Origin of the sequence: Pseudomonas sp. M2(2023) (assembly GCF_030263955.1) — a bacterium.
In the GTDB taxonomy this organism is placed as follows: Bacteria; Pseudomonadota; Gammaproteobacteria; order Pseudomonadales; family Pseudomonadaceae; genus Aquipseudomonas; species Aquipseudomonas asiatica.
In genome coordinates this window covers 2,307,257-2,334,143 of the sequence record NZ_CP127114.1, presented here as the reverse complement: position 1 = coordinate 2,334,143, position 26,887 = coordinate 2,307,257, and the positions used below count along the sequence as shown (strand labels likewise).

At 61.9% G+C, this 26,887-nt stretch carries 23 protein-coding genes and 1 pseudogene; 8 read left to right on the top strand and 16 right to left on the bottom strand.

From position 1 onward, the window contains the following. Nucleotides 1–158: 158 nt before the first annotated feature. The 6 genes from QN085_RS10755 to pstS all read right to left on the bottom strand — a co-directional run bounded on the left by QN085_RS10755 (nt 159) and on the right by pstS (nt 5,349). Nucleotides 159–758, bottom strand: a complete 600-nt coding sequence (locus QN085_RS10755; protein ID WP_024086825.1) for a trehalose-phosphatase — start codon at nt 756–758, stop codon at nt 159–161. Continuing rightward, nucleotides 758–1,456 (bottom strand): hypothetical protein, encoded by a 699-nt coding sequence (locus QN085_RS10750; RefSeq protein WP_041506078.1) that lies wholly within the window; start codon nt 1,454–1,456, stop codon nt 758–760. Before QN085_RS10750 ends, QN085_RS10755 begins: the two co-directional genes overlap by 1 nt. A gap of 93 nt (nt 1,457–1,549) precedes the next feature. Continuing rightward, nucleotides 1,550–2,311 (bottom strand): phosphate ABC transporter ATP-binding protein PstB, encoded by a 762-nt coding sequence (gene pstB / locus QN085_RS10745; RefSeq protein ID WP_031324478.1) that lies wholly within the window; start codon nt 2,309–2,311, stop codon nt 1,550–1,552. A 75-nt stretch (nt 2,312–2,386) separates the two neighbouring features. Next, nucleotides 2,387–3,280 (bottom strand): phosphate ABC transporter permease PstA, encoded by an 894-nt coding sequence (gene pstA, locus QN085_RS10740; RefSeq protein WP_023661149.1) that lies wholly within the window; start codon nt 3,278–3,280, stop codon nt 2,387–2,389. Further along, entirely contained in the window at nt 3,280–4,245 is a 966-nt protein-coding gene (pstC, locus tag QN085_RS10735) for a phosphate ABC transporter permease subunit PstC (protein WP_023661148.1), read from the bottom strand. The genes pstA and pstC overlap by 1 nt, the downstream gene beginning before the upstream one ends. Before the next feature lie 72 nt (nt 4,246–4,317). Beyond that, nucleotides 4,318–5,349 carry a phosphate ABC transporter substrate-binding protein PstS gene (pstS, locus tag QN085_RS10730; RefSeq protein ID WP_003259756.1) on the bottom strand — a complete coding sequence of 344 codons (1,032 nt, stop codon included), beginning with the start codon at nt 5,347–5,349 and terminating at the stop codon, nt 4,318–4,320. Nucleotides 5,350–5,638: 289 nt separating this feature from the next. Here pstS and QN085_RS10725 point away from each other — a divergent pair, with 289 nt between their 5' ends. Next, nucleotides 5,639–6,016, top strand: coding sequence for a hypothetical protein (locus QN085_RS10725; protein ID WP_024086821.1), 378 nt, complete (start codon nt 5,639–5,641; stop codon nt 6,014–6,016). Between the two features lie 101 nt (nt 6,017–6,117). Here the strand turns inward: QN085_RS10725 and QN085_RS10720 are convergent, their stop codons facing one another. Beyond that, nucleotides 6,118–6,351 (bottom strand): hypothetical protein, encoded by a 234-nt coding sequence (locus QN085_RS10720; protein WP_013972143.1) that lies wholly within the window; start codon nt 6,349–6,351, stop codon nt 6,118–6,120. Nucleotides 6,352–6,596: 245 nt separating this feature from the next. On the opposite strand from QN085_RS10720, the gene QN085_RS10715 reads away from it, so the two are divergent. The 5 genes from QN085_RS10715 (at nt 6,597) to QN085_RS10695 (ending at nt 12,190) form a co-directional block, all read left to right on the top strand. Then, nucleotides 6,597–7,472, top strand: coding sequence for a universal stress protein (locus QN085_RS10715; protein ID WP_015270020.1), 876 nt, complete (start codon nt 6,597–6,599; stop codon nt 7,470–7,472). Nucleotides 7,473–7,815: 343 nt separating this feature from the next. After that, the gene (locus QN085_RS10710; protein ID WP_023661146.1) at nt 7,816–9,042 is read left to right on the top strand and encodes an MFS transporter; all 1,227 of its coding nucleotides are present in this window, start codon (nt 7,816–7,818) and stop codon (nt 9,040–9,042) included. 302 nt (nt 9,043–9,344) lie between these two features. Next, nucleotides 9,345–11,186, top strand: coding sequence for a potassium transporter Kup (locus QN085_RS10705; protein ID WP_031324476.1), 1,842 nt, complete (start codon nt 9,345–9,347; stop codon nt 11,184–11,186). A gap of 105 nt (nt 11,187–11,291) precedes the next feature. Further along, nucleotides 11,292–11,735 (top strand): hypothetical protein, encoded by a 444-nt coding sequence (locus tag QN085_RS10700; RefSeq protein ID WP_023661144.1) that lies wholly within the window; start codon nt 11,292–11,294, stop codon nt 11,733–11,735. 119 nt (nt 11,736–11,854) lie between these two features. Then, a complete protein-coding gene (locus tag QN085_RS10695; RefSeq protein WP_023661143.1) occupies nt 11,855–12,190 on the top strand; it encodes a hypothetical protein in 336 nt (111 codons plus the stop codon). 698 nt (nt 12,191–12,888) lie between these two features. On the opposite strand, the gene QN085_RS10690 is transcribed toward QN085_RS10695, so the two are convergent. After that, nucleotides 12,889–14,514 carry a methyl-accepting chemotaxis protein gene (locus QN085_RS10690; RefSeq protein ID WP_023661142.1) on the bottom strand — a complete coding sequence of 542 codons (1,626 nt, stop codon included), beginning with the start codon at nt 14,512–14,514 and terminating at the stop codon, nt 12,889–12,891. 252 nt (nt 14,515–14,766) lie between these two features. Here QN085_RS10690 and QN085_RS10685 point away from each other — a divergent pair, with 252 nt between their 5' ends. Next, nucleotides 14,767–15,165 (top strand): tetratricopeptide repeat protein, encoded by a 399-nt coding sequence (locus QN085_RS10685; RefSeq protein ID WP_023661141.1) that lies wholly within the window; start codon nt 14,767–14,769, stop codon nt 15,163–15,165. Between the two features lie 237 nt (nt 15,166–15,402). Here the strand turns inward: QN085_RS10685 and QN085_RS10680 are convergent. Next, nucleotides 15,403–16,445: pseudogene (locus QN085_RS10680) on the bottom strand (aminotransferase class I/II-fold pyridoxal phosphate-dependent enzyme). Nucleotides 16,446–16,523: 78 nt separating this feature from the next. On the opposite strand from QN085_RS10680, the gene QN085_RS10675 reads away from it, so the two are divergent. Further along, nucleotides 16,524–18,200: an NAD(P)H dependent flavin oxidoreductase family protein gene (locus tag QN085_RS10675; RefSeq protein WP_023661538.1), complete on the top strand. Its 1,677-nt coding sequence runs from the start codon at nt 16,524–16,526 to the stop codon at nt 18,198–18,200. 151 nt (nt 18,201–18,351) lie between these two features. Here QN085_RS10675 and dapA read toward each other — a convergent pair whose 3' ends face one another. The 7 genes from dapA to QN085_RS10640 form a co-directional block, all read right to left on the bottom strand. Continuing rightward, nucleotides 18,352–19,218, bottom strand: coding sequence for a 4-hydroxy-tetrahydrodipicolinate synthase (dapA, locus tag QN085_RS10670; RefSeq protein WP_023661539.1), 867 nt, complete (start codon nt 19,216–19,218; stop codon nt 18,352–18,354). A 121-nt stretch (nt 19,219–19,339) separates the two neighbouring features. Beyond that, entirely contained in the window at nt 19,340–19,492 is a 153-nt protein-coding gene (locus tag QN085_RS10665) for a hypothetical protein (RefSeq protein WP_023661540.1), read from the bottom strand. A gap of 103 nt (nt 19,493–19,595) precedes the next feature. Beyond that, nucleotides 19,596–19,853 (bottom strand): PAAR domain-containing protein, encoded by a 258-nt coding sequence (locus QN085_RS10660; protein ID WP_023661541.1) that lies wholly within the window; start codon nt 19,851–19,853, stop codon nt 19,596–19,598. Beyond that, nucleotides 19,850–20,665, bottom strand: coding sequence for a DUF6708 domain-containing protein (locus tag QN085_RS25845; RefSeq protein ID WP_023661542.1), 816 nt, complete (start codon nt 20,663–20,665; stop codon nt 19,850–19,852). Before QN085_RS25845 ends, QN085_RS10660 begins: the two co-directional genes overlap by 4 nt. Next, nucleotides 20,662–23,880, bottom strand: coding sequence for a T6SS effector BTH_I2691 family protein (locus QN085_RS10650; protein ID WP_023661543.1), 3,219 nt, complete (start codon nt 23,878–23,880; stop codon nt 20,662–20,664). The genes QN085_RS25845 and QN085_RS10650 overlap by 4 nt, the downstream gene beginning before the upstream one ends. Next, a complete protein-coding gene (locus tag QN085_RS10645; RefSeq protein WP_023661544.1) occupies nt 23,877–24,800 on the bottom strand; it encodes a hypothetical protein in 924 nt (307 codons plus the stop codon). Before QN085_RS10645 ends, QN085_RS10650 begins: the two co-directional genes overlap by 4 nt. Further along, complete coding sequence (locus tag QN085_RS10640) at nt 24,800–26,878, bottom strand: type VI secretion system Vgr family protein (RefSeq protein WP_023661545.1); 2,079 nt, start codon at nt 26,876–26,878, stop codon at nt 24,800–24,802. Before QN085_RS10640 ends, QN085_RS10645 begins: the two co-directional genes overlap by 1 nt. Nucleotides 26,879–26,887 lie beyond the last annotated feature (9 nt).

Sequence of the window (26,887 nt, the reverse complement as noted above, 5' to 3'; positions counted from 1 at the left end):
TTTGAGACTGCCGTGAAATTTTTAGAGTTATTTTTCATGAAAAATTACATGAAAAATTTCACGAGTCAAGCCGAAGCTGAAAATGGGAAGCCGCGAATGGAGGTGTTGGGGGGCAACAAGTAGCGAAGAGGCGTAACGAGAAAAGTACCTTGAGGCCCTCAGGAAGCGAGGGCCTGCGAACGCTGCTGTACCGGCATTTCATAGCGGTGCGGTTGCTGCCAGGCCAGCTGTGCCTGGACATCGACCGCCGCATCCATCACTTTCTGCGCCCAGTTCTCATCCTTGGGGCACACCACCACCACGCGAAAACCGTGGTCCACGCCTTCCAGCCGCACGCCCTCGGAATCATCGACATGCAGGTCGATATCGAAGGCCGACGGCAACTTGGAAGGCGCATTCTCAAGCCCGTTCACGGCCAGGATATGCTGGTGCCGGTCACTGTTGACCACGCCATCGACGCGGATACCGTAGAGCATCAGCCAACGGCGTATGTAGGACGGCGTGCGCCCCGACGAGGTGTAGATCCAGATGCTGCAGCCCTGGCGGCGCAAGTCGCGGATCAGCGAGCGCGTGCCACTGCGCAGGGGTTCACCCAACCAGCGGTGGAGGAACGCCGGCAGCTTGCTGTCCTCGGCGGCGGCATGGTCGGCCTGGCAGGCGAGCGTGTCGTCGATATCGAACGAAATGCGTATCTGCGGGCGGTTGAACGTGCGCTCGATGGCTTGCCGCCCGCGTTGGAACAGAGAAGAGCTTTGCATCAGCGGCACCTCTCGCGCGCAGGCATGGATGTGACGTCCAGGAAGAACTTGCCGGGCTCAGGCGCGTGCGCTTCAAGGAAAGCTGCATACTTTTTCTTGATCTTGGGTAGTTCGTACAAAGCCTTGACACCATGCTTGGCAGAGTTGCGTATGACCGAGGATGGGTTGAAGTAACCCTCGGCATTGTCCAGCGACAACACGAATGGCGGTAACCCCGCGCGCATCAGCAGGTAGCTGACAATGAGCGACCCTGTGCGGTTGTTGCCTTCGATGAACAGCTGCGGCTTGCTCAGAATTCGAACGTAGACACCCGCCGCGCGCTTCCAGATCGAATCGCTGCCGTACGAGCAATACCAGTTGTAGAGGTCCTTGATGCCGCCCTCCACGTTGTTGAAAAAGTGCGCCTCGGTCGCCGCCAGGTGCGGGGCAAACTCCAGCCTGCGTGCCGGGTCGCTGCCGCACAGCACGGTGGCGTTGATCTCCAGCATCAGGTTCAGTTGCTGAAGGTCGAAAAGGTCGACACCCCGGGCGACATAGTCGTCAATCAGGGCATAGCCTTCAACCACATTCAGCAGCACCTCGTCGGTAAACGGATCGCGCGGTTCGGTGAAATGCTGGCTGAGTTCGGCAAAGCGGGCCTGCACCTCACGCAGTGCGCGCTCTACCGCTGGCAGATCAATACGACGCGTCGCTGGCATTGGAAATCCCTGGTAACACTTGACGGAAGGTAATGCGGCCGGGTGTTGCAGCCTTCCTGACTGCAACACCCGGCCACCTTGGCACGTGCGGCCTCAGCTGAACTTGCCGCTGATGTAGTCGGCGGTCAGCTGCTCACGCGGGTTCTGGAAAATCTGCGTGGTCGGGCCCATCTCGACCAGGTAACCGGTACGGGTGCCCTTGGAGATATCGACCGAGAAGAACGCGGTGGTGTCGGCCACACGAATTGCCTGCTGCATGTTGTGGGTCACCAGGGCGATGGTGTAGTCCTTCTTCAACTCGACCATCAGCTCCTCCACCCGGCGGGTGGCAATCGGGTCGAGTGCCGAGCAGGGTTCGTCCAGCAGCAGCACTTCCGGCTCGGTGGCGATGGCGCGGGCGATGCACAGACGCTGTTGCTGGCCACCGGACAGTGCCAGGCCGCTGACCTTGAGCTTGTCCTTCACCTCGTCCCACAGCGCGGCGCCCTGCAGCGCGTGCTTGACGCGGTCACCGATGTCGCCCTTGTAGCGGTTCAGGCGCAGGCCGAAGGCGACGTTGTCGAAGATGCTCATGGAGAACGGGTTGGGCTGCTGGAACACCATGCCGATGTAGCGGCGCACCACCACAGGGTCGACGCCCTTGCCGTAGACGTCCTGGCCCAGGAAGTGCACATGGCCTTCGAAACGGAAGCCCTTCACCAGGTCGTTCATGCGGTTGAGGCTACGCAGGACGGTACTCTTGCCGCAGCCAGACGGCCCGATGAAACCGGTGATCTCGTTCTTGCGGATCGGCACATGGCTGTCGCGAACGGCCATGAAATTGCCGTAGAAGATCTTGTCCAGCTTGCAGTCCATGACGATGGGGGCTTCGCTGACCACGGGAGCGGCTTTTGGCGCAGTGGATACGTTCAAGGTCGGATGCTCCCTTTCTCAATACTTGGGCTTGCCGAATACTCGGCTCAGAATGTTGATTACCAGCACGATCATCACCAGTACCAGCGAGGCCGCCCAGGCGAGCTCGAGCTGGTTGTCGAATGGCATGCCGGAGAAGTTGTAGATCAGTACAGCCAGCGAGGCCGTCGGGTTCATGACCGCCAGGTCGCCGTCATGCAGGATCCAGTAGTTGCTGAACAGCGCGGTGAACAGCAGCGGCGCGGTCTCGCCGGCGGCACGGGCCACGGCCAGCATGACGCCGGTCAGGATGGCCGGCAGGCCGGTGGGCAGGACGATTTTCCAGATCACCTGGGCACGGGTGCAGCCCATGCCGTAGGCAGCATCCTTCATGATCTTGGGCACCATCTTCATCGACTCTTCAGCGGTCAGCACGACGATGGGCAGCATCAGTACCGCCAGGGCCACACCACCTGCCGGCGCGGAGTAGGTGCCGGTGGTCATCACCACCAGGGCATAGGCGAATACGCCAGCCAGGATCGACGGCAGGCCGGTGAGCATCTTGGCGGCAAAGCGCGCGGCGTTGGCCAGCTTGCTGTCCGGGCCGAGTTCGGCCAGGAACACCGCGGCCAGGATACCGACCGGGACGGCGATGGCAGCAGCAATGCCGACCATGACGAAAGTACCGGCCATGGCGTTGCCAAAGCCCCCGCCCATCTCGAAGCCGGTGGGTGGCAGCTCGGTGAACACCTCCAGGTTGAGGCGTGCGCCACCGCGAGTGATCAGCATGTACAGCACGGAAATCAGCGGCACGCTGGCCACCAGTGCCGCGAACCATGCCAGCGTGGTCAACAACAGGCTGCGCAGGGAACGGCCTTCCAGCTTGCGCTGCAGGCTGGGCAACGCGTTTGCAGGGGTGGTGAGGTTGGTCATCATTTGTTACCCCGCTGGGCGTAGAGCATGATCATCGAGCCGAGTACGTTCACCGCCAGGGTGATGAACATCAGTACCAGTGCGGCGTACATCAGCACCTCGATCTCGTTCGGGCCGGCCTCCGGGAAGTTCAGGGCCAGCAAGGCCGCCAGCGTGTTGGCCGGGGCGAACAAGGACAGGGAAATGTTGTTGGCATTGCCCACCAGCATGGCCAGCGCCATGGTTTCACCCAGCGCACGGCCCAGGCCGAGCACCAGCGAACCAAAGATACCGGTGGCTGCCGATGGCACCATTACCTTGAGAATGGCCTCCCAGTGGGTGGCGCCCAGGCCGTAGGCGGCCTGCTTGGTCTTCATCGGCACGCTGGTCAGGGCGTCCTGCGAAACGGCGGCGATGGTCGGCAGAATCATGATCGCCAGCACCAGCGCGGCAGGCAGCAGCCCTGGGCCGCTCAGGGAAGTACCGAAAAAGGGAATCCAGCCCAGCTCGCTGTTCAGCCAGGTGGTCAGCGGGCGAATGGCCGGGATGACCACATAGATCCCCCACAGGCCGTAGACGACGCTGGGGATGGCAGCAAGCAGCTCGACGATGGTGCGAAACACCGCCGCCAGCCGGGCCGGGAGGAAGTCCTGGGTCAGGAAAATGGCCATGCTGACGCCGAAGAAACCGGCGATCAACAGGGCGATCAGGGCGCTGTAGAGCGTGCCCCAGATCGCTGGCAGAATACCGTACTTGCCTTGGTTGACGTCCCAGACACTGCCGAACAGCACGTCAAAACCGTGCTTCTCGATGCCTGGCAGTGCCTTGCGGCCCACTTCGTAGACCAGCGCGAAGACCAGCGCCAGCACCAGCACCACACCGATGCGTGCAAGCGCACGGAAGGTGCGATCAACCAGGAAGTCTTTCGCAGACGGTGGCTGGCACGCGGAGTCGGGGTTAGCCGGGATGGCAAAAGGAGTGTTCATGGGCAAGTTCCGGGACAGAGGGCAAACACACCCGGCATGGCCACCAGACCACACCGGGAGCGCCTGGACGTGTTACTGGATGTTGGCGGACGCTTTGCGTACCTGGTCGACAACCGACGCTGGCAGCGGGATGTAGCCCATCGAGTCGGCGATCTTCTGGCCTTCGGTCAGGCTGTATTCGACCATTTCGCGCATGGCCTTGGCCTTGGCCGGGTTACCGTTGTCCTTGCGGAAGATCATCCAGGTGTAGGAGGTGATCGGGTAGGACTTGGCACCGTCCGGGTCAGGCAGCCAGGCCACCAGGTTCTCCGGCATCTTCACCGCAGCCAGCGCCTCGGCACCGCTCTCGGCGTTCGGCACTACGTATTGGCCGGCCTTGTTCTGCAGCTGGGCGAAGTCGACCTTGGCCAGCTTGGCGAAGCCGTATTCGATGTAGCCGATGGCACCTGGGGTCTGGCGGACGGTGGCGGTTACGCCATCGTTCTTCGGCGACTTGATGAACTTGTCGCTTGCCGGCCAGTTGACGGTGTTGCCTTCACCCAGCGCTTGCTTGAAGTCAGCGTTGATGGCCGACAGGTGCTTGGTGAATACCGCAGTGGTGCCGCTGGAGTCGGCACGCACGACCACGGTGATCGGGGTAGCTGGCAGTTTCAGCTCAGGGTTGGCCGCGACGATCTGCGGGTCGTTCCACTGGGTGATCTTGCCGAGGAAGATGTTGGAGTACACATCGCGTGGCAGCTTCAGCCCTTTGGGGTTGCCTGGCAGGTTGTAAGCCAGGACGATTTCACCGGCGGTCATTGGCAGCAACTGCACGCCCTCGCCGACCTTGGCGATTTCTTCGGCTTTCATTGCCGAGTCGCTGGCGGCGAAGTCGACGGTCTTGTTCAGAAAGTCCTGAACACCCGCCCCGCTCCCCTTGGACTGGTAGTCAACGGTGACACCGTCGGTTTCCTTGCTGAAGGCCTTGAACCAGGTCAGGTAGATCGGTGCCGGGAAACTTGCGCCGGAACCGGTCAGGCGGATGTTCTCTGCGGCAAAGGATGCCGAAGTGGCGCAAAGAGAAACGGCAACGGCGAGTGCAGCAGATTTCATCAGGCGTATCATCGAAAAGCGCTCCGTGTGATGGCCGGCACACTTTGCAGCAGCAATGTTACAGCTTTGTGACCGATGAATGGCAGGCCGCACGGTAGAGCCGTCTGGCGGCGCCATCACGGCAACATCAGGGGCCAGAGCCCTGGAGCGGTTCCTGTCTGAACCCTACGGCTTCGATGTGTCGGTTGAATGACTGTTTAGAGTGGGCAACCGGTTTGCTGGCACCGCTGGTCGATTACCGGGCACTCTGGCGTTGCCGCGGCATTCAACCGCTCATGTAAACCAGACGGGAGTGAATGCCATGCCACGCGGCGACAAGGACAAATACACCGACAAGCAGAAGCGCAAGGCCGAACATATCGAGGAAAGCTACGAGCACAAAGGCGTGCCGAAAGACCAGGCCGAAGCGCGTGCCTGGGCCACCGTGAACAAACAGTCCGGTGGAGGCGAGAAGAAAGGTGGCTCGGGTAAGGCTACATCCTCCAGCGAGAAGAAAACTGCCCGGTCGGACTCGGCCAAACGGGCGGCGAAGTCGCGCCAAGGTCATTCCCGCACATCGGGCAGCTCCCTGGAAACCCAGAGCAAGCAAAGCCTGATGAAGGAAGCGCGCAGCAAAAACATCAAAGGGCGCTCCACCATGACCAAGGCACAGTTGGTGGAAGCGCTCAAGCACGCATGACCGCAAGCCCTGAACCGGGCGCAATCCCTGTGGGAGCGGGCGTGCCCGCGAAGAACGCAATGTGATGCATGGCACCGGCTACGCCGGTGTCCGCCACAGCATCAACCATTCCCGGCGATATCCGCCGTGTCGGCATCCCGGCAACTGTTGCGGGATGCGCATACGAATTCCGCCTCGGCACGTGTGGGGTAGTTGAGGGTCAGGCGCAGCTTTTCCTGTGTGTCATAAAGGTCATAGCCCTCCCCTAACGTTGCGGGAAAGCCAATACTACGCGGGTAAATCTCTTTCTTGAGCGGCACAGCGGGAACCACAACAAAGCGCATCTGCATGATCATCCCCCTCCCGGCAGTCTCTTAGTATTAGTACTGCTACGGGAAAGCATCAAGTTGACTCATGCAAACAATCGCAATAGCCCTGCGAGCCTATCAGCCGAAGTGCTCCCTTGACGCACGTCAAGCCGCTGGGCCGGGTTCGCGCGACGATGGCTGTCAGCAAGGAACGAATCGAAAACCGCCATGCGCATTGTGCTCAAGGCCATCGCCATCGATCACTGTGCGCGGCCTTGGATAAGGAGTCCCACATGAGCCACCTGAACCACGTACTGGTAGCAACCGACCTGTCCACCTCCGCCCGCAACGCGGCAGAGCGCGCTGCGCACCTGAGCAAGGCGCAGCAGGCATCGCTGGACCTGCTGTACGTTGCCAACCCGGCCCCCTTCGAGCGCTTGAAGCAGCTGGTCGCACCTGGTGATGATCTGCTGAAGCGCGTGCTGGATACCGCTGGCGAAAAAATCCGCGCACTGGCTGCAATGCTGTTCCAGCGCCATGACATCGCCGCTGGCGTGCAGGTAGCGCATGGCTCGGTGACCACGGAGATCACCCGTGTGGTGCAGGATAAACGCAGCGACCTGCTGGTATGCGGGGCGAAGGGCCAGAGCGTCGCGCGGCGCCTGCTGCTGGGCTCCACGGTGCAGAAGATGCTGAACCGCATGCCCTGCCCTTTGCTGGTGGTCAAGCAGGCGCCACGCGATGCCTACCGGACCTTGCTGGTTGCAGTTGATTTTTCGCCTTCGTCACTGCGCTCCATCGAACTGGCAAAAGCCATTGCCCCACAGGCCGAGATCATTCTGTTGCATGTTTACGAAGCGCCGTTCGAAGGCAGCATGCGTTTCGCCCACATCGACCATGAGACCCTTGCACACTACCGCAATGTCATCCGCAAGGATGCGGTCCAGCAGCTCGCGGCCTTGAGCGAAACCGCCGGAGTGGCAGATGCTCGGCAAATCGTGGTGCATGGCGACCCTGCCTGGCGGATTGCCGAGCAGGAACAAGAACTGGAATGCGACCTGATCGTGGTTGGCAAGCAAGGGGAAAGCGCGCTTGAAGAGCTGCTGATAGGCAGCGTCACCAAGCATGTGCTGAACGAATCCCAGTGCGATGTGCTGGTATCGCCATAGGATGCAAGTGATGTGGAGGACGCTTGCGTGTCCTCCACCGAAGCACCCGTCATCCACCGCGGCGCCTGCTTCGCGGGTAAACCCGCTCCCACATGGATCGCGCTGGCCTTCAGGTTGTGGGCACGACCGTAGCGCCCTCAGTTTTTTCTGGCTTCAGGCACCACAGCATTTCTCCCCTCCAACAGCGGGCCCTCTGCGCAAGGCGTTTCATCGATTGCGCTGATGACTACTATCGAGCGACCCGCATGTTGGCCAGGCGAAACCGCCCCCTATAATCCCCGGCAAATTTCCCCCGCTCCTTGCGCCTGCTTCAGGCGACATCCCTCTCTTGGAATCCAATACCATGCCAAGTGCCAGCCAGGCCCCTCGTGGCCTCCCCGAACATGATCAACAAAGCGTCAGCCAGCAGTGGCTGGCAATCCTTTCGGTCGCCGTCGGCGCTTTCGCCCTGGTGACCAGCGAGTTCCTGCCGGTGGGCGTACTCAACGATGTCGCTAGCGACCTTGGCATCAGTGCAGGCCACGCCGGCCTGATGGTTACCCTGCCCGGCATCATGGCCGCCCTCGCCGCCCCGCTACTGTCGGTGGGCATTGGCGCTCTGGACCGTCGCTACCTGCTGATCGGGCTGACGCTGATCATGATCATCGCCAACGCGGTAGTAGCCTACGCCAGCGACTTCAACCTGCTGCTGTTCGGCCGCGTGCTGCTGGGCGTGAGTATCGGCGGCTTCTGGGCAACGGCCATTGCCCTCAGCGGCCGCCTGGCGCCAAAGGGCGTGGGCGTAGCCCAGGCCACCTCGATCATCATGGTCGGCGTAACCCTTGCCACCGTGCTGGGCGTGCCGGTAGGCACCTGGTTGAGTGGCCTGATGGGCTGGCGCATGACCTTCCTGATAACCGCGCTACTGGGCATACCGGTGCTGCTGGCGCAGATCCTGTTGCTCCCGCGGCTCAACCCGGACAAAGCCATTCGCATCAGCGACCTGCCGGCCCTGTTCATCAACCCACAGGCGCGGGTTGGCCTGATTGCCGTGTTGCTGATCGGCCTGGCGCACTTTGCCGCGTACACCTATGTCGCGCCCTTCTTCAAACAAAGCTCCGGCTTCGATGGACCTACCATTGGCTCGTTGCTGCTGCTTTATGGCGTGGCCGGGGTACTCGGCAATATCTTCGCCGGTTTCGCCGCCAACCGCAGCGTACGTCACACCCTGCTGCTGGTAGCGCTGATGATCGGCACCAGCACTGCCCTGTTCCCTCACTTCGCCACCGGCATGACCGGTGCCGCGATGCTGATCGGGTTGTGGGGCTTCGCCTTCGGCGCGTTCCCGGCCTGCGCCAGTATCTGGATGTTCGTCGTCGCGCCCAAGGATGTCGAACGTGGCATGCCGCTGTTCGTTGCCATGTTTCAGGTGATCATTGCACTGGGCTCGTTCTTCGGCGGTCGGATCGTCGACCAGCTGGGCAGCTCGGTGTTGCTGAGCCTGGCCACGGCCCTGGTGGGTTGCGGTTTCGCTACGGTGCTGGTGCTGGGGCGTAACGTCAGCAACAGCCTGGCGGCGCAACCTGGCTGACCAAACCATCGCCGGCAGGCCAGCTCCCACAGGGACCACGTAAACTCTTGAAGTCTGCGCTGTACCTGTGGGAGCTGGCCGGGCCGCAAAGCGGCCCCGAATTGCTTAACTGACAAAATATTGGGGCGCTGGCTGATTTTTTACGCTCTTTTTACGACTGAGCCGGCAGACAGAAGGAATACTGGGCGCGCGATGCTCAGGGATGGCATGCATTTATACCCGCCAGTCCAGAGAAACCTTTCGTGAGCCAGCCCACCGTCATCGCAAATCAATCCCTTCCCGCCAAGTCCAACCCTGTCGGCATGCTCGTCGCCGCTGTCGGCGTGGTGTATGGCGACATCGGCACCAGCCCGCTGTACACCCTCAAGGAGGTGTTCGCCGGGCACTATGGCGTACAGGCCAACACCGCTGGCGTACTCGGAGTGCTGTCGCTGGTGTTCTGGTCGTTGCTCTGGGTGGTATCGCTAAAGTACGTACTGTTCATCCTGCGTGCCGACAACCAGGGCGAAGGTGGCATCATGGCCCTGACCGCCCTGGCGCATCGGGCGGCGGCGCCCTACCAGCGCCTGGGCAGGATACTGGTGCTGCTCGGCTTGTTCGGCGCCGCGCTGTTCTACGGCGACAGCATGATCACGCCGGCGATTTCCGTGCTATCGGCCGTCGAGGGCCTGCAACTGGCCTTCGACGGTATCGAGCATTGGGTCGTGCCACTGTCGGTGGTGGTGCTGGTGGCCCTGTTCCTGATCCAGAAGCATGGCACCGCGCGCATCGGCATCCTCTTCGGGCCGATCATGGTGCTGTGGTTCGTCGTGCTGGGTGCACTGGGCCTGCACGGCATCGTCCAGCGCCCGGAGGTGCTGCAGGCACTCAACCCGCTCTGGGCGGTGAAGTTCTTCGTGCTGCACCCGGGCATGGGCGTGGCGATTCTGGGCGCGGTGGTGCTGGCGCTGACCGGCGCCGAAGCGCTCTACGCCGATATGGGGCACTTCGGCCGCAAACCCATCGCCCGGGCCTGGTTCCTGCTGGTGCTGCCCGGCCTGGTACTGAACTACTTCGGCCAGGGCGCGCTGATCCTCGGCGACCCGCAGGCAGTGCGCAACCCGTTTTACCTGCTGGCGCCCGAATGGGCCCTGCTGCCCATGGTCGGGCTGGCCACGCTGGCCACCATCATCGCGTCCCAGGCCGTGATTTCCGGTGCGTTCTCGCTGACGCGCCAGGCCATCCAGTTGGGCTACGTACCGCGCATGTTCATCCAGCACACCTCCAGCGAGGAACAGGGGCAGATCTACATCGGCATGGTGAACTGGGCACTGATGGTTGGCGTGGTGCTGCTGGTGGTCGGCTTCGAGTCGTCCGGGGCACTTGCGGCCGCCTATGGCGTAGCCGTGACCGGGACCATGCTGATCACCACACTGCTGGCTTCGGCAGTGGTGCTGTTGCTGTGGAAGGCACCACGCTGGCTGGCGGTGCCGATGCTGCTGGCATTCCTGCTGGTCGACAGCCTGTATTTCGCCGCCAATGCGCCGAAGATCCTCCAGGGCGGTGCATTTCCGGTGATTGCCGGCCTTGCACTGTTCACCCTGATGACTACCTGGAAGCTCGGGCGACGGATGATCGTCGAGCGGCTGGACGAAAGTTCGCTGCCGCTGGACCTGTTCATTACCAGCCTCAAGGCCCAGCCGCCTCACCGCGTGGGCGGTACTGCCGTATTCCTGTCCGCCAGGCCCGAGGCGGTGCCTCACGCCTTGCTGCACAACCTGCTGCATAACCAGGTACTGCATGAACAGGTGGTGCTGTTGACCGTCGTGTTCGAGGACGAGCCACGGGTCAACGCTGGCAAGCGCTTTGAGGTCGAGGAATTTGGTGATGGTTTCTTCCGCATGAGCCTGCATTTCGGCTTCATGGAGGAGCCCGACGTGCCGTTGGCGTTAAGCCGCTGTCAGCGTGCGGACCTTGAGTTCGGCCCCATGCGCACCACTTATTTCCTCAGCCGGGAGACGGTCATTGCAGGCAGGCAAATGGGCATGGCCCGCTGGCGTGAGCACCTGTTTGTCTTCCTGCTGAAGAATGCCAACAGCAACCTGAAGTACTTCAAGCTGCCGCTGAACCGGGTGATCGAGCTTGGCACCCAGGTCGAGATCTGAGCAGTCATGGACCACGATCCTTTTGTCAGGACGACAGAACTTGCAAAGCCGCTGCATGTCTTACCAGCACCTGAGCTCTACCTGCGCCGTTGGAGGCGAAACAACATGAGAAAAACCCTGGTGGCCGTCTTTGCGTGTGCTCTGGCATTCGGCGCAACGGCAATGTTACCTGCCGATATCTCGCCGATGGGTTCCGCGTATGCCAAAGGCGGTGGCGGTGGCGGCCACGGTGGTGGTGGTGGCCACGGCGGCGGCAATGGCGGTGGACGTGGCGCCGGCATGGGTGGGCACAATGGTACTGGCAATGGTGCGGGTCTCGCGGGTGATCATGCCGGCAAGGCTACGCGCGATCATGGTGTGAGCGGCAATCATTATGGAAGCTCACGTAACCAGGACAACGGCCATGGGACCACCACCTCAGGCATTGCCCAGTCCAAGGATACTCGCGGCTTGACGAAATCTACCGCTATCTCGGGGACTACGCCCGGTGATCACAATGCCAAGGGGCTGAGCGGCGCGGTACAAAACTCCTCCAAGAATGATCGATGAGCTTAAGGCTGCCAGGTACTGAAAGGGCCTGGCAGCCGCTTCGTCGAAAGGCTGCGCACTGCGGAACTTAAAAGGCAACCTTATGTCGTATCCGCACTCAAATTTCCCCCCTGCGCCTTTTGGAAGCGAACAAACATGAAAAAACCCTGGTAGCCGTCTTTACCTGTGCCCTGGCGCTCGGCGCAACTGCATTGTTGCCTGCCGATGTCTCGCCGATTGGTTCCGCATATGCCAAAGGTAATGGCAATGGCGGTGGCAAAGGTGGGTTCAACGGTAATGGCGCCGGCTACGAGAGTGATCATGCAGGCAAGGCCACCCGCAACCATGGCGAGAGCGGCAATCACTATGGAAGCCTGCGCAATGATGACAACGGCCGTGGCACTACCCGGTCCGGCATTGCCCATTCCAAGGAACACAACAAGGCCGGGCGCTCCTCTTCGAAGCACGATCGATAACTGAAAGCGCAGATGGCGTGCCCTCGAACCGGGCGATGCGGTTGATGGCACCGGCTGCGTCTGTGTTCGCGGGTAAACCCGCTCCCACAGGTACGGCGCATTTCTTCAGCTGATGGGCTCCCTGTGGGAGCGGGCATGCCCGCGAAGCAGGCGACGCCGTGGATGGCACCGGCTGCGCCGGTGTTCGCGGGCGCACCCGCTCCCACAGGTATGGCGCATTCCTTCAGCTGGTGGGGTCCCTGTGGGAGCGGGCATGCCCGCGAAGCAGGCGACGCCGTGGATGGCACCGGCTGCGCCGGTGTTCGCGGGCGCGCCCGCTCCCACAGGTATGGCGCATTCCTTCAGCTGGTGGGGCCCCTGTGGGAGCGGGTTTACCCGCGAAGCAGGCGACGCCGTGGATGGCACCGGCTGCGCCGGTTTTCGCGGGCGCACCCGCTCCCACAGGTATGGCGCATTCCTTCAGCTGGTGGGGCCCCTCTGGGAGCGGGCATGCCCGCGAAGCAGGCGACGCGGTGGAAGGCACCGGCTGCGCCGGTGTTCGCGGGCGCGCCCGCTCCCACAGGTATGGCGCATTCCTTCAGCTGGTGGGGTCCCTGTGGGAGCGGGTTTACCCGCGAAGCAGGCGACGCGGTGGAAGGCACCGGCTGCGCCTGTGTTCGCGGGCGCGCCCACTGCCACAGTCTGGTGCCCGCCAGACCTCAAACCCTGAACCGCGCCACCAACGCCGCCATCTCCCCCACCAACCCCGACAACGCCTTGCTCGCCTCACTGGTCTGCTGCGCCCCCGCAGCCGAGGATGTCGACAACTCGCGAATGTTCAGCAGGTTGCGGTCTACCTCTCGCGCCACCTGGGCCTGCTCTTCGGCTGCGCTGGCAATCACCAGGTTACGCTCGTTGATCTCGCCGATCGCACTGTAGATACCCTCAAGCACCTGCCCCGAGGCCAGGGTCACGTCCAGCGTCGACTGGGCGCGGCTGGTACTGGTCTGCATCGAGGTCATGGCCGCTTCGGTACCCGCCTGCACGCGCCCGATCATCTGCTCGATTTCCTGGGTCGACTGCTGCGTGCGGTAAGCCAGTGTACGCACTTCATCAGCCACCACCGCAAAGCCGCGCCCGGCCTCGCCCGCACGGGCGGCCTCGATGGCGGCATTGAGTGCCAGCAGGTTGGTTTGCTCGGACACAGAGCGAATCACTTCCAGCACCTTGCCGATGTCCCGCACCTGCCCGACCAGTTGCTCCAGATGCGCGCTGCTGGCCTGGATCTCCCGAGTCATGGCCTCGGTGCCGTCGATGTTGTCGTTGACTTGCCGGCGGCTTTGCGCCGCCAGCTGGTTGGATTCGCTGGTGGTCTGCGAGGTGGTGATGGCATTGCGCGCAACCTCCTCAACGGCCGTGGTCATTTCGGTAACGGCGGTAGCGGCCTGCTCCAGCTCCTGGCCCTGCTGGCGCAGGTTGTTGGCGCTTTCCTCGGTGACCATATTCAGCGCCGTGGCGGCTGCGTCCAGCTGCCTGGCACAGTTGCTGATCTGCCCCAGGGTGTCGCGCTGGCTCTGCTGCATGCGCTCAAGTTCATGGAACAGCTGGCCGATCTCGTTACTGCCCTGCCCCTGCACCGGCACGCTCAGGTCGCCGCCGGCAATGCGCTGGAAGTGCCGGCCAGCTTCGCGCAGCGGGTGCAGCACGCGCTGGGCAATAAAGGCCCAGCACAGCACCGCCAACACCAACGTCACGCCCAGCAGCCCCAGACTCAGCAGTTGGGCGCGCGCCAGGCGCCGGTCGGATCCCAGCATGATCTGCTGACCGCGCTCACTCAATGCGCCAACCAGCTGCTGGCGCAGCGCCTGCAGCCGGCCCATGGCGTTGCCGGCGTCGGTGTTGACCTTGAAATACTGCTCGAGTGAACGTTGACGGGTTGCCTCACGCTGCCCGGCGACCGCCTTGGCATACTCGCCGTAGGTGGCCTGCAGTGCCGTTGCCAGTGCGTGCAGCGCAGGCTCGCGGGCGTTTTCGACAAACTCGTCCACCAGCTTCTGGCTCTTGTCGTTCAGCTCGACCGACAGCGCCATGCGCTTGTTGGCGCTTTCCTCATGACCACCCAGCTGCTCGATGAAGCCCGAGGACACATTGGCACTGGCGCGAATCGCCATCAGCAACGCATTGTTCAACCGGTCCGACTGGTGCGCGGTCTGGTCCAGTTCGGTGATCTGCTGGTCGCTGCCCACCGCCGCCCGCCAGGCACTGACGGTGGAAAACAGCAGGGTCACGCTGAACAGCGACAGCACCCAGAACATTCCGGTGCGGATCTTCAGGTTGGCAAGCATGGGGGCAGTACTCCTTGTTGGCACCACTTCTGGTCGATGATTCGACGGTGGGTGTGCTGCTATCGGAGGTACTACCCCAGGCTTGAGGCGCCGGAGTGCGGTTATGGGCGGTAACCGAACAGATGTTGTCGAGGCACATACCGGCAACGGGCAACAAGCCGACCAGGCGGGAACTTCAACGCTCCAATTCGGTCGATAGCATCCCCTCGCCCTCCAACCTGGCCCGCCCAAGCCCTGCCGAGTCTTCCGCCGATGCCCAGCACACCTGTTCTGTCAGCCCTGCTCCTGTTGTTCAGCGCAATCACGGCACAGGGCGCACTGGCCGGCGAACGCTACGCGCCCACACGCAGCAACAATGCTTCGACGGTGCTGATCGAAACCGCCTCGCAACAGTATGCCGACGGCCAGCTGGACCAGGCGGCGGCCACCCTGGAGCGTGCGCTGCACATTCAGCCGAACAACCCGGCAACATTGCACTACCTTGGTGTTTTGCGCCTTCAGCAAGGGCAGTATGAACAGGCCGAAACCCTGGCGCTTCGCTCCAACCTGCGTGTTGGCAACAATCACGCCCTGCGCAGCCGCAACCTGCAGCTGATAGAAGCCGCGCACAAGGCCCAGGGCCCGGGCATGCTGCCGACGGCTGCGCACTGACGGCGATAAGACGCTGCGCATCAGGCCACCATCGACCTGCTTTGCCACCGGCTGCGCCGGTGATCACCCGCAAGTCAGCTCTCATGGAACTACCCATAACTCATTGCATCAGCAGGGACCCTGTGGGAGCGGCTTTAGCCGCGAACACCGGCGCAGCCGGTGCCATGCACCGCGTTGGATTCTTCGCGGCTAAAGCCGCTCCCACAGGGTACGCGGACCGCTTGCGAATTCAGTTCTCTACTCGACAGCGCAGCCCAAAGGGCTGGGTGATCGCCCACAGGGATTGCGCTGGACCGCTGTTGCAATCGCCTTCGCCGCTTGCGCCAAACGTTGTGTAGCCAGCCGGATTTCATCCATGTCCAGCGAGGCGAAACCGAGACGCAAGGCATTTTCCGCATGACCAAACGGCGAAAACTGCCGGCCACTGCGTACCACCAGGTCCAACTCCAACGCCTTGCCAACCAACTGATCCACATCGACCCCGTCAGCAAACCTCACCCACAGCGCCAGCCCACCTTCCGGCTCGCGCACGGTTACCTGCTCGCCAAAGGCATCGCGCAAGCAAGCCAACAGGGTCTCTCGACGCCGGCGATACTCCCGGGCAACCCTACGCAAATGCTTCTTCAGCTCGCCATCATTGATGAAGTCCGCCAGCATCTGCTGCATCACCGCATCACCGCATCACCCTGCCCCAGGGGCAGCGTCGCCCTGCGTTCGAGCGCCGCGGCCACCTCCGCCGGTGGGGCGCTGCGCAGGGAGTGGCTGCTGCACGCGCTGCCATGGCGCACGGTGTTGGCGGCAAAGCTGTTGCGCAAGGCATTACGGTAATAGCGGTGCAGAACGGTCTGCGGCAGCAGGCGGTGGTCACAGGCACCGTTGTCGAAGAACAGCGCACCCGGCCGATCCTGCTGCGCGGCAGCCTGTTCGTTGGCCGCGAAGTAGGCAACGGCAGGCTCCTCCTGGAGCACCAGGGCAAAGGGCTGCGCTGCGTCGGGCTCGGTCAGGGTGCCAGCCGCCAGCTGCCGACTGACGAAGGTGCCACGGCGCTGCACGCTTTCCAGCCAGCCCTTGGTCTCGGCTTCCTCGTAGGCGAGGATCACCGTCTTGCGATTGACGTTCAGCAGTTGCGCCATTTCCCGCGTGCCAGGCAACGGCGTGCCGGGGCGCAGGCGGCCCTCGGTGATAGCGGCTACCAGGCCCTCGACGATCTGCCTGTACGAAGCCTGCGGCTGCGCCCCGTCGAGCTTGAGCAGCGGCTGCCATTTGCGAAGCTGGACCATGTGAATTAACCGAAACTGGAGGTTCTACTGGTCCTGGACTATAGCAACAATCGAACCTCCACTTGCCCCGAGGTGCCTATGCAGAACCGCCACGTGATTGAATTGTCGCCCTCGGGCAAAACCTTCGACGCCAGCCAGGAGCTGCTGCTCGATGCCATGCTCGCCAGCGGTCTGCCGGTGCCCTTCTCATGCCGCCGCGGCGCCTGCGGCTCGTGCAAGGTCAAGGTGGTGTCGGGGCAGTATCGGGACAAGCAGCGGACGGCAGACATGCCCGCGCCCTGCTACCCCCTCGCCGCCGACGAAATGTTGCTGTGCCAGAGCCACGCCTGCAGCGACATGCGCCTGGAAATCCCCGGCTGGTCCCTGGAAACCCAGGCGCTGGAAATCCACGCGCAGGTTCATGGCAAACGCGAACTGAGCGCCGATATCGTCGAACTGGTGCTTCAGCCTGCGCAGCCGTTGGCGGTACGGGCTGGCCAGTACGTGCGCTTTCGGCTCGCCAACGGCGACAGCCGCTGTTTTTCCATCGCCAACCTGCCCGACCGGGACCAGGGGAAACTGGTGTTTCACATCCGCAAGGTCAGTGGCGGCCTGTTTACCGAACTCCTGCTGCCAACCCTGCAAGCAGGTGACACCTTGAAACTGGAAGGACCGGTGGGTGCCTGCACCTGGCAGCACGAGGCCCAGCGCCCCCTGGTACTGTTCGCCACCGGTACAGGTTACGCCGGCATCAAGCCATTGCTGCTGACCGCCCTGGCAGGTGATGCCGAGGTCACGTTGTACTGGGGCGGCAGATCGGACGCCGACTTCTATGACCGTGAGTTTCTCGACCAGGCCAGCCGTGCACACGCTCACTTTCGCTGGCACCCGGTGCTGTCGGACCAGGCGCGCGTGCAGCAGGTGGCGCTGGCCCAGGCCCATCGCTGGGCCGACACCCAGGTCTATGCCTGCGGCAATGCCACGATGATCAGCCAGGTTCGCGAGCAGTGCCTCGCAGCAGGCCTGCAGCCCCATCGTTTTGTCGCGGAGGCTTTCGTTGCCAGCGGCACACTGGCGCCAGAGGCTTCAACAGCCAGCCCGTTGCACCCGGAGCTGGAAAAAGTCGGCCCACGCTACTCGCTGGACGGCATGCTCGCTGCCCGCGAGCAGTCGGTGCGGGCCGTTGCTGCGATAGCGAACCAGCTGAAAGTCGGCATGACCACTGCCCAGGCGCTGGAGATGGCCGCGCAAACCTTGCAGGCGATGGGTGCATCGCACACCTGGCACCCGACCTACATCCGCTTTGGCGACGACACCGTGCGCACGCCGCGCCAAGGCATTGATCTGCAACGTGTATTACGTACTACGGATATCGTCGTGGTCGACGTCGGCCCGGTATGGGATGGCTATGAGGGCGACTATGGCGACACCTTCGTGTTCGGCCAGCACGAGCTGCACCACGCCTGCGTCAAGGCACTGCATGAAGTGTTCGACGAAACCCGCCAGGCCTGGGGCCGTGGCCTGACCGGGCGCGAACTGTACGACTTCGCCGAGCGCAGTGCCCAGGTAAAAGGCTGGCAGCTGGAGCGCAACCTGGCCGGGCATCGCATCGCCGACTTCCCGCATGTGCTGTATGGGCAGGACAAACTGGCCGAGGTGGAAATCGTCCCGAGCGAAGTGGTGTGGGTGCTGGAGATCCAGTTGTGCCACCCTAGCGAGCCGGTCGGGGCGTTTTTCGAAGACATCCTGATTGGCGAGGCCAGGCCGCTTTCATAGATTCAGAAGCAAGCGATCCGCGTACCCTGTGGGAGCGGCTTTAGCCGCGAAGAATCCAACGCGCTGCATGGCACCGGCTGCGCCGGTGTTCGCGGCTAAAGCCGCTCCCACAGGGGCCCTGCTGATTCAATGAGTTATGTGCCGTTCTATCTCAAGCACCGAGCGAATCCAGCACGCCTTGCAGCTTGCCCCGGGTCATCTCGGTGCACGGCTGCATGGGCTCTCGCAGTTCGTCGCTCATCAGCCCCTGTAGCTGCAAGGCCGCCTTGACCACAGCCGGGTTGGGCTCGGCAAAGGCCATCTTTATCCAAGGCAGCAATTGGTAGAACGTGCCGCGCGCGGCTACCCAGTCGCCATGGTCGACCTGCTGCAGCATGCGCACGTACAGGTCGGCCCGCACATGCGCCGAAGCCGAAATGGCCCCTGCGCCACCCAGGCACAGGTTGTTGAAGATCTGCACGTCCTCACCGGCCAGCACCTGGGCGTGGCCGTCCTGGATCAGGGCCATGGTGGTCTCGCTGTCGCCGCCGCAGTCCTTCACCGCTGCGATGCGCGGGTGGCGCACGATGCGGCGCAGGGTTTCACGCTCGATACGTACCCCGGTGCGGTAGGGTATGTCGTAGACGATCACCGGTACGCTGGCGGCATCTGCCACGGTGCTGAAGAACGCTTCGATGCCGGCCTGCGAAGGCCGGATGTAGCACGGCGCAGGGACCAGCAGCCCGCCAATCTCACGCCGCTGGATTTCAGCCTGGAAGGCCAACAGCTCGCGCAAGTTGTAGCCCGACAGGCCCATCACCACCCTGCCCGGCTCCACCCAGGCCAGCACGGCATCCAGCACGGCCAGTTGTTCGGCCTTGGACAGCGCCGCCGCCTCGCCCGTGGTACCGCATACCACAAAACCGGCCACACCCTCTTCGAGCAGCTTCTTCACCAGTTTTTCCAGGGCGGCGAAGTCGACTTCATTAGCGCGCAATGGCGTGACGAGGGCAATCCAGATACCACGGAAATTCGACATGCAAAAACTCCTGATGTTGACCGAAAGTCAGCGTCAGCAGGGCGGAGAGTCGAAGTGGTCTGGCAGGGATACCTGGCGCCTTCTGTCTCGTCAGCCCACCTGACGAGACAGCGCGCCTCGGTCAGATGAGCGGCTGTTTCTTGGATTTCTTGGCAACGGCAACGCACGCGCCTGCCTGGGCGATGAAGCCCGAAGCGAAAATGGCGTGGTTGGAAATGGACATGCCGGCAAGCCCGTTGCGTGGATATGGCTGGATAATGGTGGCGCGGCGCACTCGGTGTCAATACCGAGATAGCAACCCCATCCAGCTGCGTCGGTGTTCGCGGCCAAAGCCGCACAGAGATCTTTGGGCCCGATCTTGTACAAGAGACATTTGATCAGTCCAGCATCCACCCATCATCGCCCTCCTCCAGCACACCACCGTGATCCGTCCGGTCACCTTTACGCGCCACGGCCGCGCCTTCAATCAGGAAATGCTCGGCTCCACTCTCGATCACGGCGCCGCACGTGGTCCGATCCCCCACCCTGGCAACCGCCCTGCCGTTGAAGATGTACGTTGCACTGCCGCTTTCTACCTCGTTGATGCCATGCAGCGGACAGACATGTCGATGGCCTACAAGTACGACAGGATTCATTGGGCCTCTCCTTCTGATGGCCCGGTGCGAGATTCACGGTCTATCTCCTCTGGCCAATTAACCTTGGGTGCCAGGCAATGCATGTGGCTCAGGCCATCGTCATCGTTCCAGTCACGGGGTGGGTGCACGAACTTCGGCAGGGCTTCGGGGCCTTGCTGCATGAATAGCCGGGCGATGGCCCAGTAGGCTTCGCCTTGGTAGAGGTCATAGGTGAAGAACACGCGGTCGATGACTTCGTTGGTTTCCGGGTTGCGGATCGACAGCATGACGTTCTCGATCAGGCCACCGTGGCCGGGGGCGTAAACTCGGTAGACTTCGGCGGTTACGTCGTCCCAGTTGTAGGCGACCGGTTTGACGCCCCATCGTTTGCGACTGAAGATGAATATGCGGTCATATCGAAACTCATAAATATATATCTTTTGGCGAAGTCGATTGAAGCGAATTGGTTCATCTCTAGGGGCAACGAGATCAAGCTTGATGTCAGGAATTAAAACCCATAGTAGTGCTGGACCGATAATCACCATTGATAGGTTCATCAGCCAGTCGCGCCGCCAGTCGGCGTATAACAAATCCCAGTACAAGTAAAGCGCCATCCCAAAAAGAAAAAGCAGACCCGGAACACCGATCAGGAATATAACGCCTCGAAGGATGGTGCTGCTCCGTGGCAACTCGAGATAAACATCATCGAAATAGTTGGGCGACGGTTTGACGTTCGCCCACACTTTCCGCCACTTTGGCACTTCATCCACCTTGGGAAGGTCATGGCTCCACCCTAAAGCACGCTCCCACAGAACTTTACCATCACGCTTCACTCGTTAATCTCCCTGACACAAATCTCAATGTACCCACTTGGCAAGCTCCGATCCGGCCAGTACATCACCAACAGCGTAGCTGCCAGAATCGTGTGTTTTCCTATAGTCGCCATGAGCGATATCGAGCCAGAAATCTCTAACTGACAGAGTCCAGTAGAAGAAGGTTTCTGCTTCTCGCTAATTGAAATACTGCGGTCGTGATCGGGGATCCGTGGCGATGCAAAGCTGGAAAATGAAGAGGACGGTGAGAGAGGTTCTTCAGCGTTTGCAAAGAAATTGCCCGAAGCAATAGTTTCCCCGCCAACGTAATCAGGGTGATTGCCGTCACCTTGACGATGCACAATCAATTTCCAGCGATATCCCGAGGACCGCTCATCGTACATAGGCAATGCGATCAAGAATTTTAGCTTTCTAATTATTTCGACACTAATCAAGCCACCGATTTTCGGAAGTTTTGGATCAGTGGCCAAGCGCGACTCAAAACTCAACTTCGCCTGAACGCTTAGCGTAGCAGCATTGAGTTCGGCGAACGCGATATCCGCATGCTCTGGAGCATTCCAATGAATGCTCGGCTTTTCGTTTGCTGTTCCAAAGCAGCATCGCCTTACCCACCGCTCCAGATCCGTTGATTCATTTTCCTGAGCGAGTTTGCTTAGTTGATAAGCAGCAAGCGTGAGGGCTATCGCTAGTCCCAACGGGCCGAAAAACAAGGGCTTGAGTACTGCAACACTAAACACCATAGTGCCCGAGCCATATAAGAGGAAGGAAAAGAAGTGTTGGCTCCTCGCTGCATCATCACCCGCAGCGGCGGTGCGCTTCATGGCCTTGATTGCTTGAGCCGTATCAAAGACCCCTGCAACCGCACTCACCAAAGCACCAAGCCTTATCAAGGCCCCCCCACTGGCTGCAACACCCTTTGCCCACCCCAAATTCAGTGGACCAGCACTTGATCTCAAAATGAGCCCAACCAGTTCGATTTGCCCTCCCAACAGGCCCAACTGCGATCCTTGCAACGCCAACCTGGCCTCATGCGCCTTCGGCCCGATCTCCGTTTCCGCCTTTTCCTGATTCCTGCCCAGGCTGTCCTGCTGTAAATACAACCCGCCTATCGCCAGCAGGACCTCCCAGCTGCCAGCAATCCCGCGCAACCCAGAAAAACCGGTTTTTACCAATCGAGCCGCCTGCTGCGTCGTGATCTTCATCCCGTGCAACAACCTGCGCGCATCGGTTTCCAACGTCCCCGCCGCCACCGAGATATTCACCAAGGCAAGCTGTGCCGCGCTGCTCGCCTGGGTTACCCCCATGCTGGCCTCCTTGAACAGCCGCCCATGCACTTCCTCGGCCTTGCCCTCTACCCACACCGTCACGCTGATCATCGAATTGGTGAACCGCGGGTCGAGCACGGCCAGGCTCATCAACCCGTGCTGGATGATCGGCCGCACCTTGCGCATGGCCTTCATCGAGCCAAACTCGAAGTCATCGATATTGCGGCGCATCCGGTCCCGCGCCTCGGCGATCGACGCACTGGCCTTGTGCTGCAACTCCCGAAGGTGGGCGCTCTGCAAGGCGTAGTACTCGCCCAGCTTCATCTTCACTTCCAGCTCGATCAGGTGCACGCCGTTGTAGAGAAACTGCGTGGCGCTGTTCAGATGCCGCACGGCCTTCTGAATGCCGGGCGACACACATGGCGCCAGCCGCTGACTGGCCGCATTGAGTGCGCCCTGTGTTTCAGCAATGGCCTGCTTTAGGGTATTGCGCGTGCGCAAGCCGGCGTCATCGCTGGCGATGATCTTGCTCAGCATGCCGTAAAGCTTGTCGCTGTCGTTCCAGTTGATCGCTTCTGTGGCGGAGAAACTGGGCAGCAGCCCGGCCAGCAGTGCCTGGTCGCGCATCAGCAAGGCGCGGTAGGGCGGGCTGTCAGGGTCCTGCAGCCATTTCAGCCAGAGCAGTTCGCTGGTGCCGGAAGCGGGAACATGCGGTTCAAGGCGGGGGACGACAGCTTCCGTAACCCCACCGCCCAGGCACAGTGCCATGGTCTTGGCGTAGGCCACCCCGGACTCACGATCGTTACCGTCGTAGTCGTATGCCTCGGCCACCTTGAACATGGGCGTATCGAACAAGGCAACGTACGCCTGCGCGTCCTTGTCGATGTAACGCTGAAACTCACGTTCCTGCTGCTCATAGTCAGCCTGGAACGCGGCCCGCTGCGGTTCGTGGTAGCGCTCTTCAAGCCGCTCGTCACTCTCCTGCTGTGCACGCTCGACCAACAGCTGCCGCTCGACTGCCGGGTCGGTGAACACCGGCGGCCCATCACCCGTCATCGGTTCCAGCGACGGCACCTTCTGCGCCGCCCATTCCCTGTGCGTGGCACGAATGATCTGCAGGATCTGCGAGGTCTGCAGCTGATAGGCGCGCATCGGGTCTTCACGCCAGGCCTGACGCTTCAGTACCCAGTTCAGCCGCTGATGGTTGTACTCCTGAATCAGCCCGACAGTGTCGTCGAGCACCACTGCCAGCACGCCGTTTTCCAGCTTGTGCCGGTTGATCGCATTGACCAGATAGCCGCGCAGGGCGAACCGGCGCAACCAGCGGCTGTGGAAGCCATGCGCACTGTCGAAGGGAGCACAGCCATGCTGGGCGTACTCGAACACCTGCTGGTCGACCCCAAGCTTATCGGGCGTCATGGCGATGCCCAGCAGTTCGGGATTGTTGCGCGCCTGAATCAGGTCCAGGCCCTGGAAGCGATGCGCAGGCGACGCGCCGCTCTTGTAGGCGTTCAGCACGCTCACCGGCCAGGCATCACTGGAAAAGGCCAGCCAGGCGCTGGTGTACCTGCCGGTATCGAGGTTGAGAAAGGCCGAAGGAATGTCGTGATCTGCGTTCACGCATTTTTCGGGCAGCGGCGAAGGCGGGCCATCTGGCGGCTCGTAGGGGTTGAAGCGGCGCAGATGACCTTGCTCGCTGACGGCATAGGCATGCCAGACCTGCTGGTCGAGCAGCACATACAGGAAGCCCCTGCGCAAGGTGCGCAAGCCGATCTTTGTTGAGATATGCCGGTTACCCGCCACGGTGGAGACACACTCGGGGCGGGTATCGGGCACCAGGGCGCGACGCAGCGGCAGGATCGGCAGGCCCTGGCGCTCGCAGAACATGCACTGGTCGTGCGGCAGCCCGGCTTCGGCGATCGCGAGGGCAATACGTTGGCTGATGGTCATGAGCGACTCTCGGATTTCGGCAGGCATTCGATCAGTTGGCGCCATTGCGCCTCGGAGTAACGGGCGAGCAACGCGGCAAGAGGCGCCTGGCCTCTGGCCGCTGCATCGATCATTTCGCCCACCACAGGTACGGTATGCAGCCTCGGATGAATGCTCAGGTGATGGAGAGCGAAGGCCACGATGTCCTCCATCGCGCTCAGGCCCAACCTGCGTGCATCATCGATATGGTTCGAAGCACGCACCGCAGCAAACGGTGGAATCTGACACTGATTGATGTGCTGCGAACCCGCCCGCAACACTCTCCAGATAGCCAGCACACGTTCGATCAGCCCCACGTCATCCTGAATTCGCCGCGCAGGGGTCGGCAAAGGGTGTCGCTGCCCGCTCTGCCCTTTCAGGCTTGCCAACCTCCCACCGCTACTCAGGAACAACCAGTCACTGATCGGCCACCATGGGCCTTGTTCAAGCCGCTCGAACGTCGCCGCAAGCAACTCCAGACGGATGGGCTCGTAGACCGGGTAGCAGCCAAATTCCCGATTGGAATCGGGTAGCCGACACAAGGCCGTGAGATGGGACGCGACAGCGGCCGAAGGCGCCTCACTGAACAGCCAGCCACACAGGTAACGCCGTTGCTGAAACAACGCCCTCTGCGCCGCTCGGGCGGTCAGTTCCAGCAGACGGCGACTGGGGACCATGCCGGGCGAAGCCAGGCAGACCAGTACGGGATGCAGTTGGGGGGCATGGGCCAGGTCGGCCCGGTGCACACGGGTCAATGCCTGCTCACCCAGGGCATTGCGCAGCGGGGCAAGCACGGTGTGGTCGCCATCGTGAGCAGTCGCAAGCGGATCTATCAGCACATGGCAGTACAAGTGCGCCCCATGATGGCTTTCGATGAGCCTCGCCAGGTTGTCAGTGCGCATCAGGCCTTGGCCTCGCACTTGTTGCTGGCGTCAGGCGCAAGCGTAAGTGGCTGGCTGTTTCCAGCCCCTGACGCAGCCGCGCTGGTTTGCCCCAACAGCTCGAGCTTCAGCCCGTTGATGGTGATGCCCTGCCCGTCCAGCACAATGCTGCCGCCCGCGGTTCTGAACTCGATGCGCTCACTGGCGCGCAGCTGAAAGATCGTCGTATGTTGCTCGATGCCCTGCCCGACGGTGACCTTTTGCGTACCTTTGACGACCAGCTCGGCGTCTTTCCCGACAAGGGCCCGGTGATTGGCCCCTGTTGATTCGCTACGGTCGTTGCCTATCTTCTCGATCAGGTCCTGCTTGATGTCTACGTGGCAGGTTTGCCCAATGAGCTGGGTATGGTCACCCCCGGTTTCCTGGCGGAAGTCATTGCCGATATTCAAGTGCTCATCATTGCCGACCTGCTCGACACGATTACGCCCCACACGCGTGGTCTCATCATTGCCGACTACATTGTTCTGGTCCCGCTGGGCATGGATGAACACTTCTTCCTTGCCGAGTTCGTCCTCGAAGCGCAGCTCGTTGAAACCATCGCCTTTGTGGGTCTGGCTCTTGATGGTCATGCGGGTCTTGTGTTCGGGCAGGTCATACGGCGGCAGTTGGTCGCCGCAATAGGTACGCCCGGTGATCATCGGCTGGTCGGGGTCGGCGTTGACGTACTGGATGATCACGTCCTGGCCGATGCGCGGGATAGCCATCGAACCCCAGCTACCGCCGGCCCAGCCTTGCGACACGCGCACCCAGCAGGAGCTGAACTCGTTGTTCTCGCTCTCCCGGTCCCAGGGGAAGCTCACCTTGACCCGGCCCCACTCGTCGCAGTAGATCTCTTCCCCGGGCGGCCCGACGACCGTGGCCATGTGCGGGCCGTCGATGCGTGGCTTGGGCAGTGGCGCCGGACGCCATTCGATCCGGCCGGGTACCAGCACGGCTTCCTGCGAGTAGCGCGTTCCTTGTTCGGCCCCGGCAGCTTCTTCTTGCAGGCTGGTGAACTGGCTGCCCTCGTGATGTACACGCATCACACGCCAATGGGCGTTGAGGTCTTTGCGCGGGTGTTCGATGAGGGTAAAGCTCAGCCCCGGTTGCAGCCGCACATCGTCACCCTCGACTTCGGCAATACGGGCGTCATGGCGCAGGGCCGTCAGGCGGGTAGCGGTAAAGGGTACACCGACCGCATCGCGCTTGTAGCGGCCGGGGTAGTCGAAGCGCTCGTAGTCCCGGGACTGATGGGTGATGCCACTGTCACCTGCGCGGTGTTCCTGCCGGTACTGCGGGTTGGTGAAGGTGTAGTCCCGCTGCACCTGACGTGCAGTGCGCACCTGTTCGCTGTAACGCAGGCGGCGCAGACAAGGCCTGGCCTGGTCGCCACCGCTGTTGGCGCGGTACAGCACCTGGTCGGGGCCAATGTCGTCTTCGTCGAAGAAGCCTTCATCCTCGTCGTCGGCCTTGAGCGCGCTTCGGCTGATCTGCCCCAGCGCCAGCAGTCGGTCGGTGATGACCAGCTGGTGATGTTTCGGCGTGTGCTCGAAGCGATAGACGAAACCCTCTTCCCCCGCCAGGCGGGCGATGAAGTCGAGGTCCGTTTCACCGGCCTGTACGCAGAACTCGCGCACCTGATGCTCGCCCATGCTGTTGATTTCGAAACGGGCAATGCCCTGGCGCTTGAGCATCAATTCGAGAATCTGCGGCACGGTCTTCTGCTGGAAGATGCGCCAGTTCGAACGTAAGCCGGCACGGGCCAGCACGGGCTCGACCAATGCGCGGTAACGAGTGCGATAGAACCCCGTTTCACCCTGGCTGAAACTGCTGACCAGGCCGTGCACATAGCGCAGGGGGCGCTCACCGCGCCAGATCGTGAACAGCACTGGCTGGTCGAGCAACTGGCCGAAGTCGACCTCGTCTTCAAAACTGATCAGTTCCAGTTTCAGCTGGAACGGTGAGCTGATCATTTCGTCGAGTTCGAACGAAACCACCTCGAAGTCAATCTGGCCAGCCAGCGGCTGGAAGGTGAAGCGCAAGTCGGATTGGCTAGGCATGCGGATCCC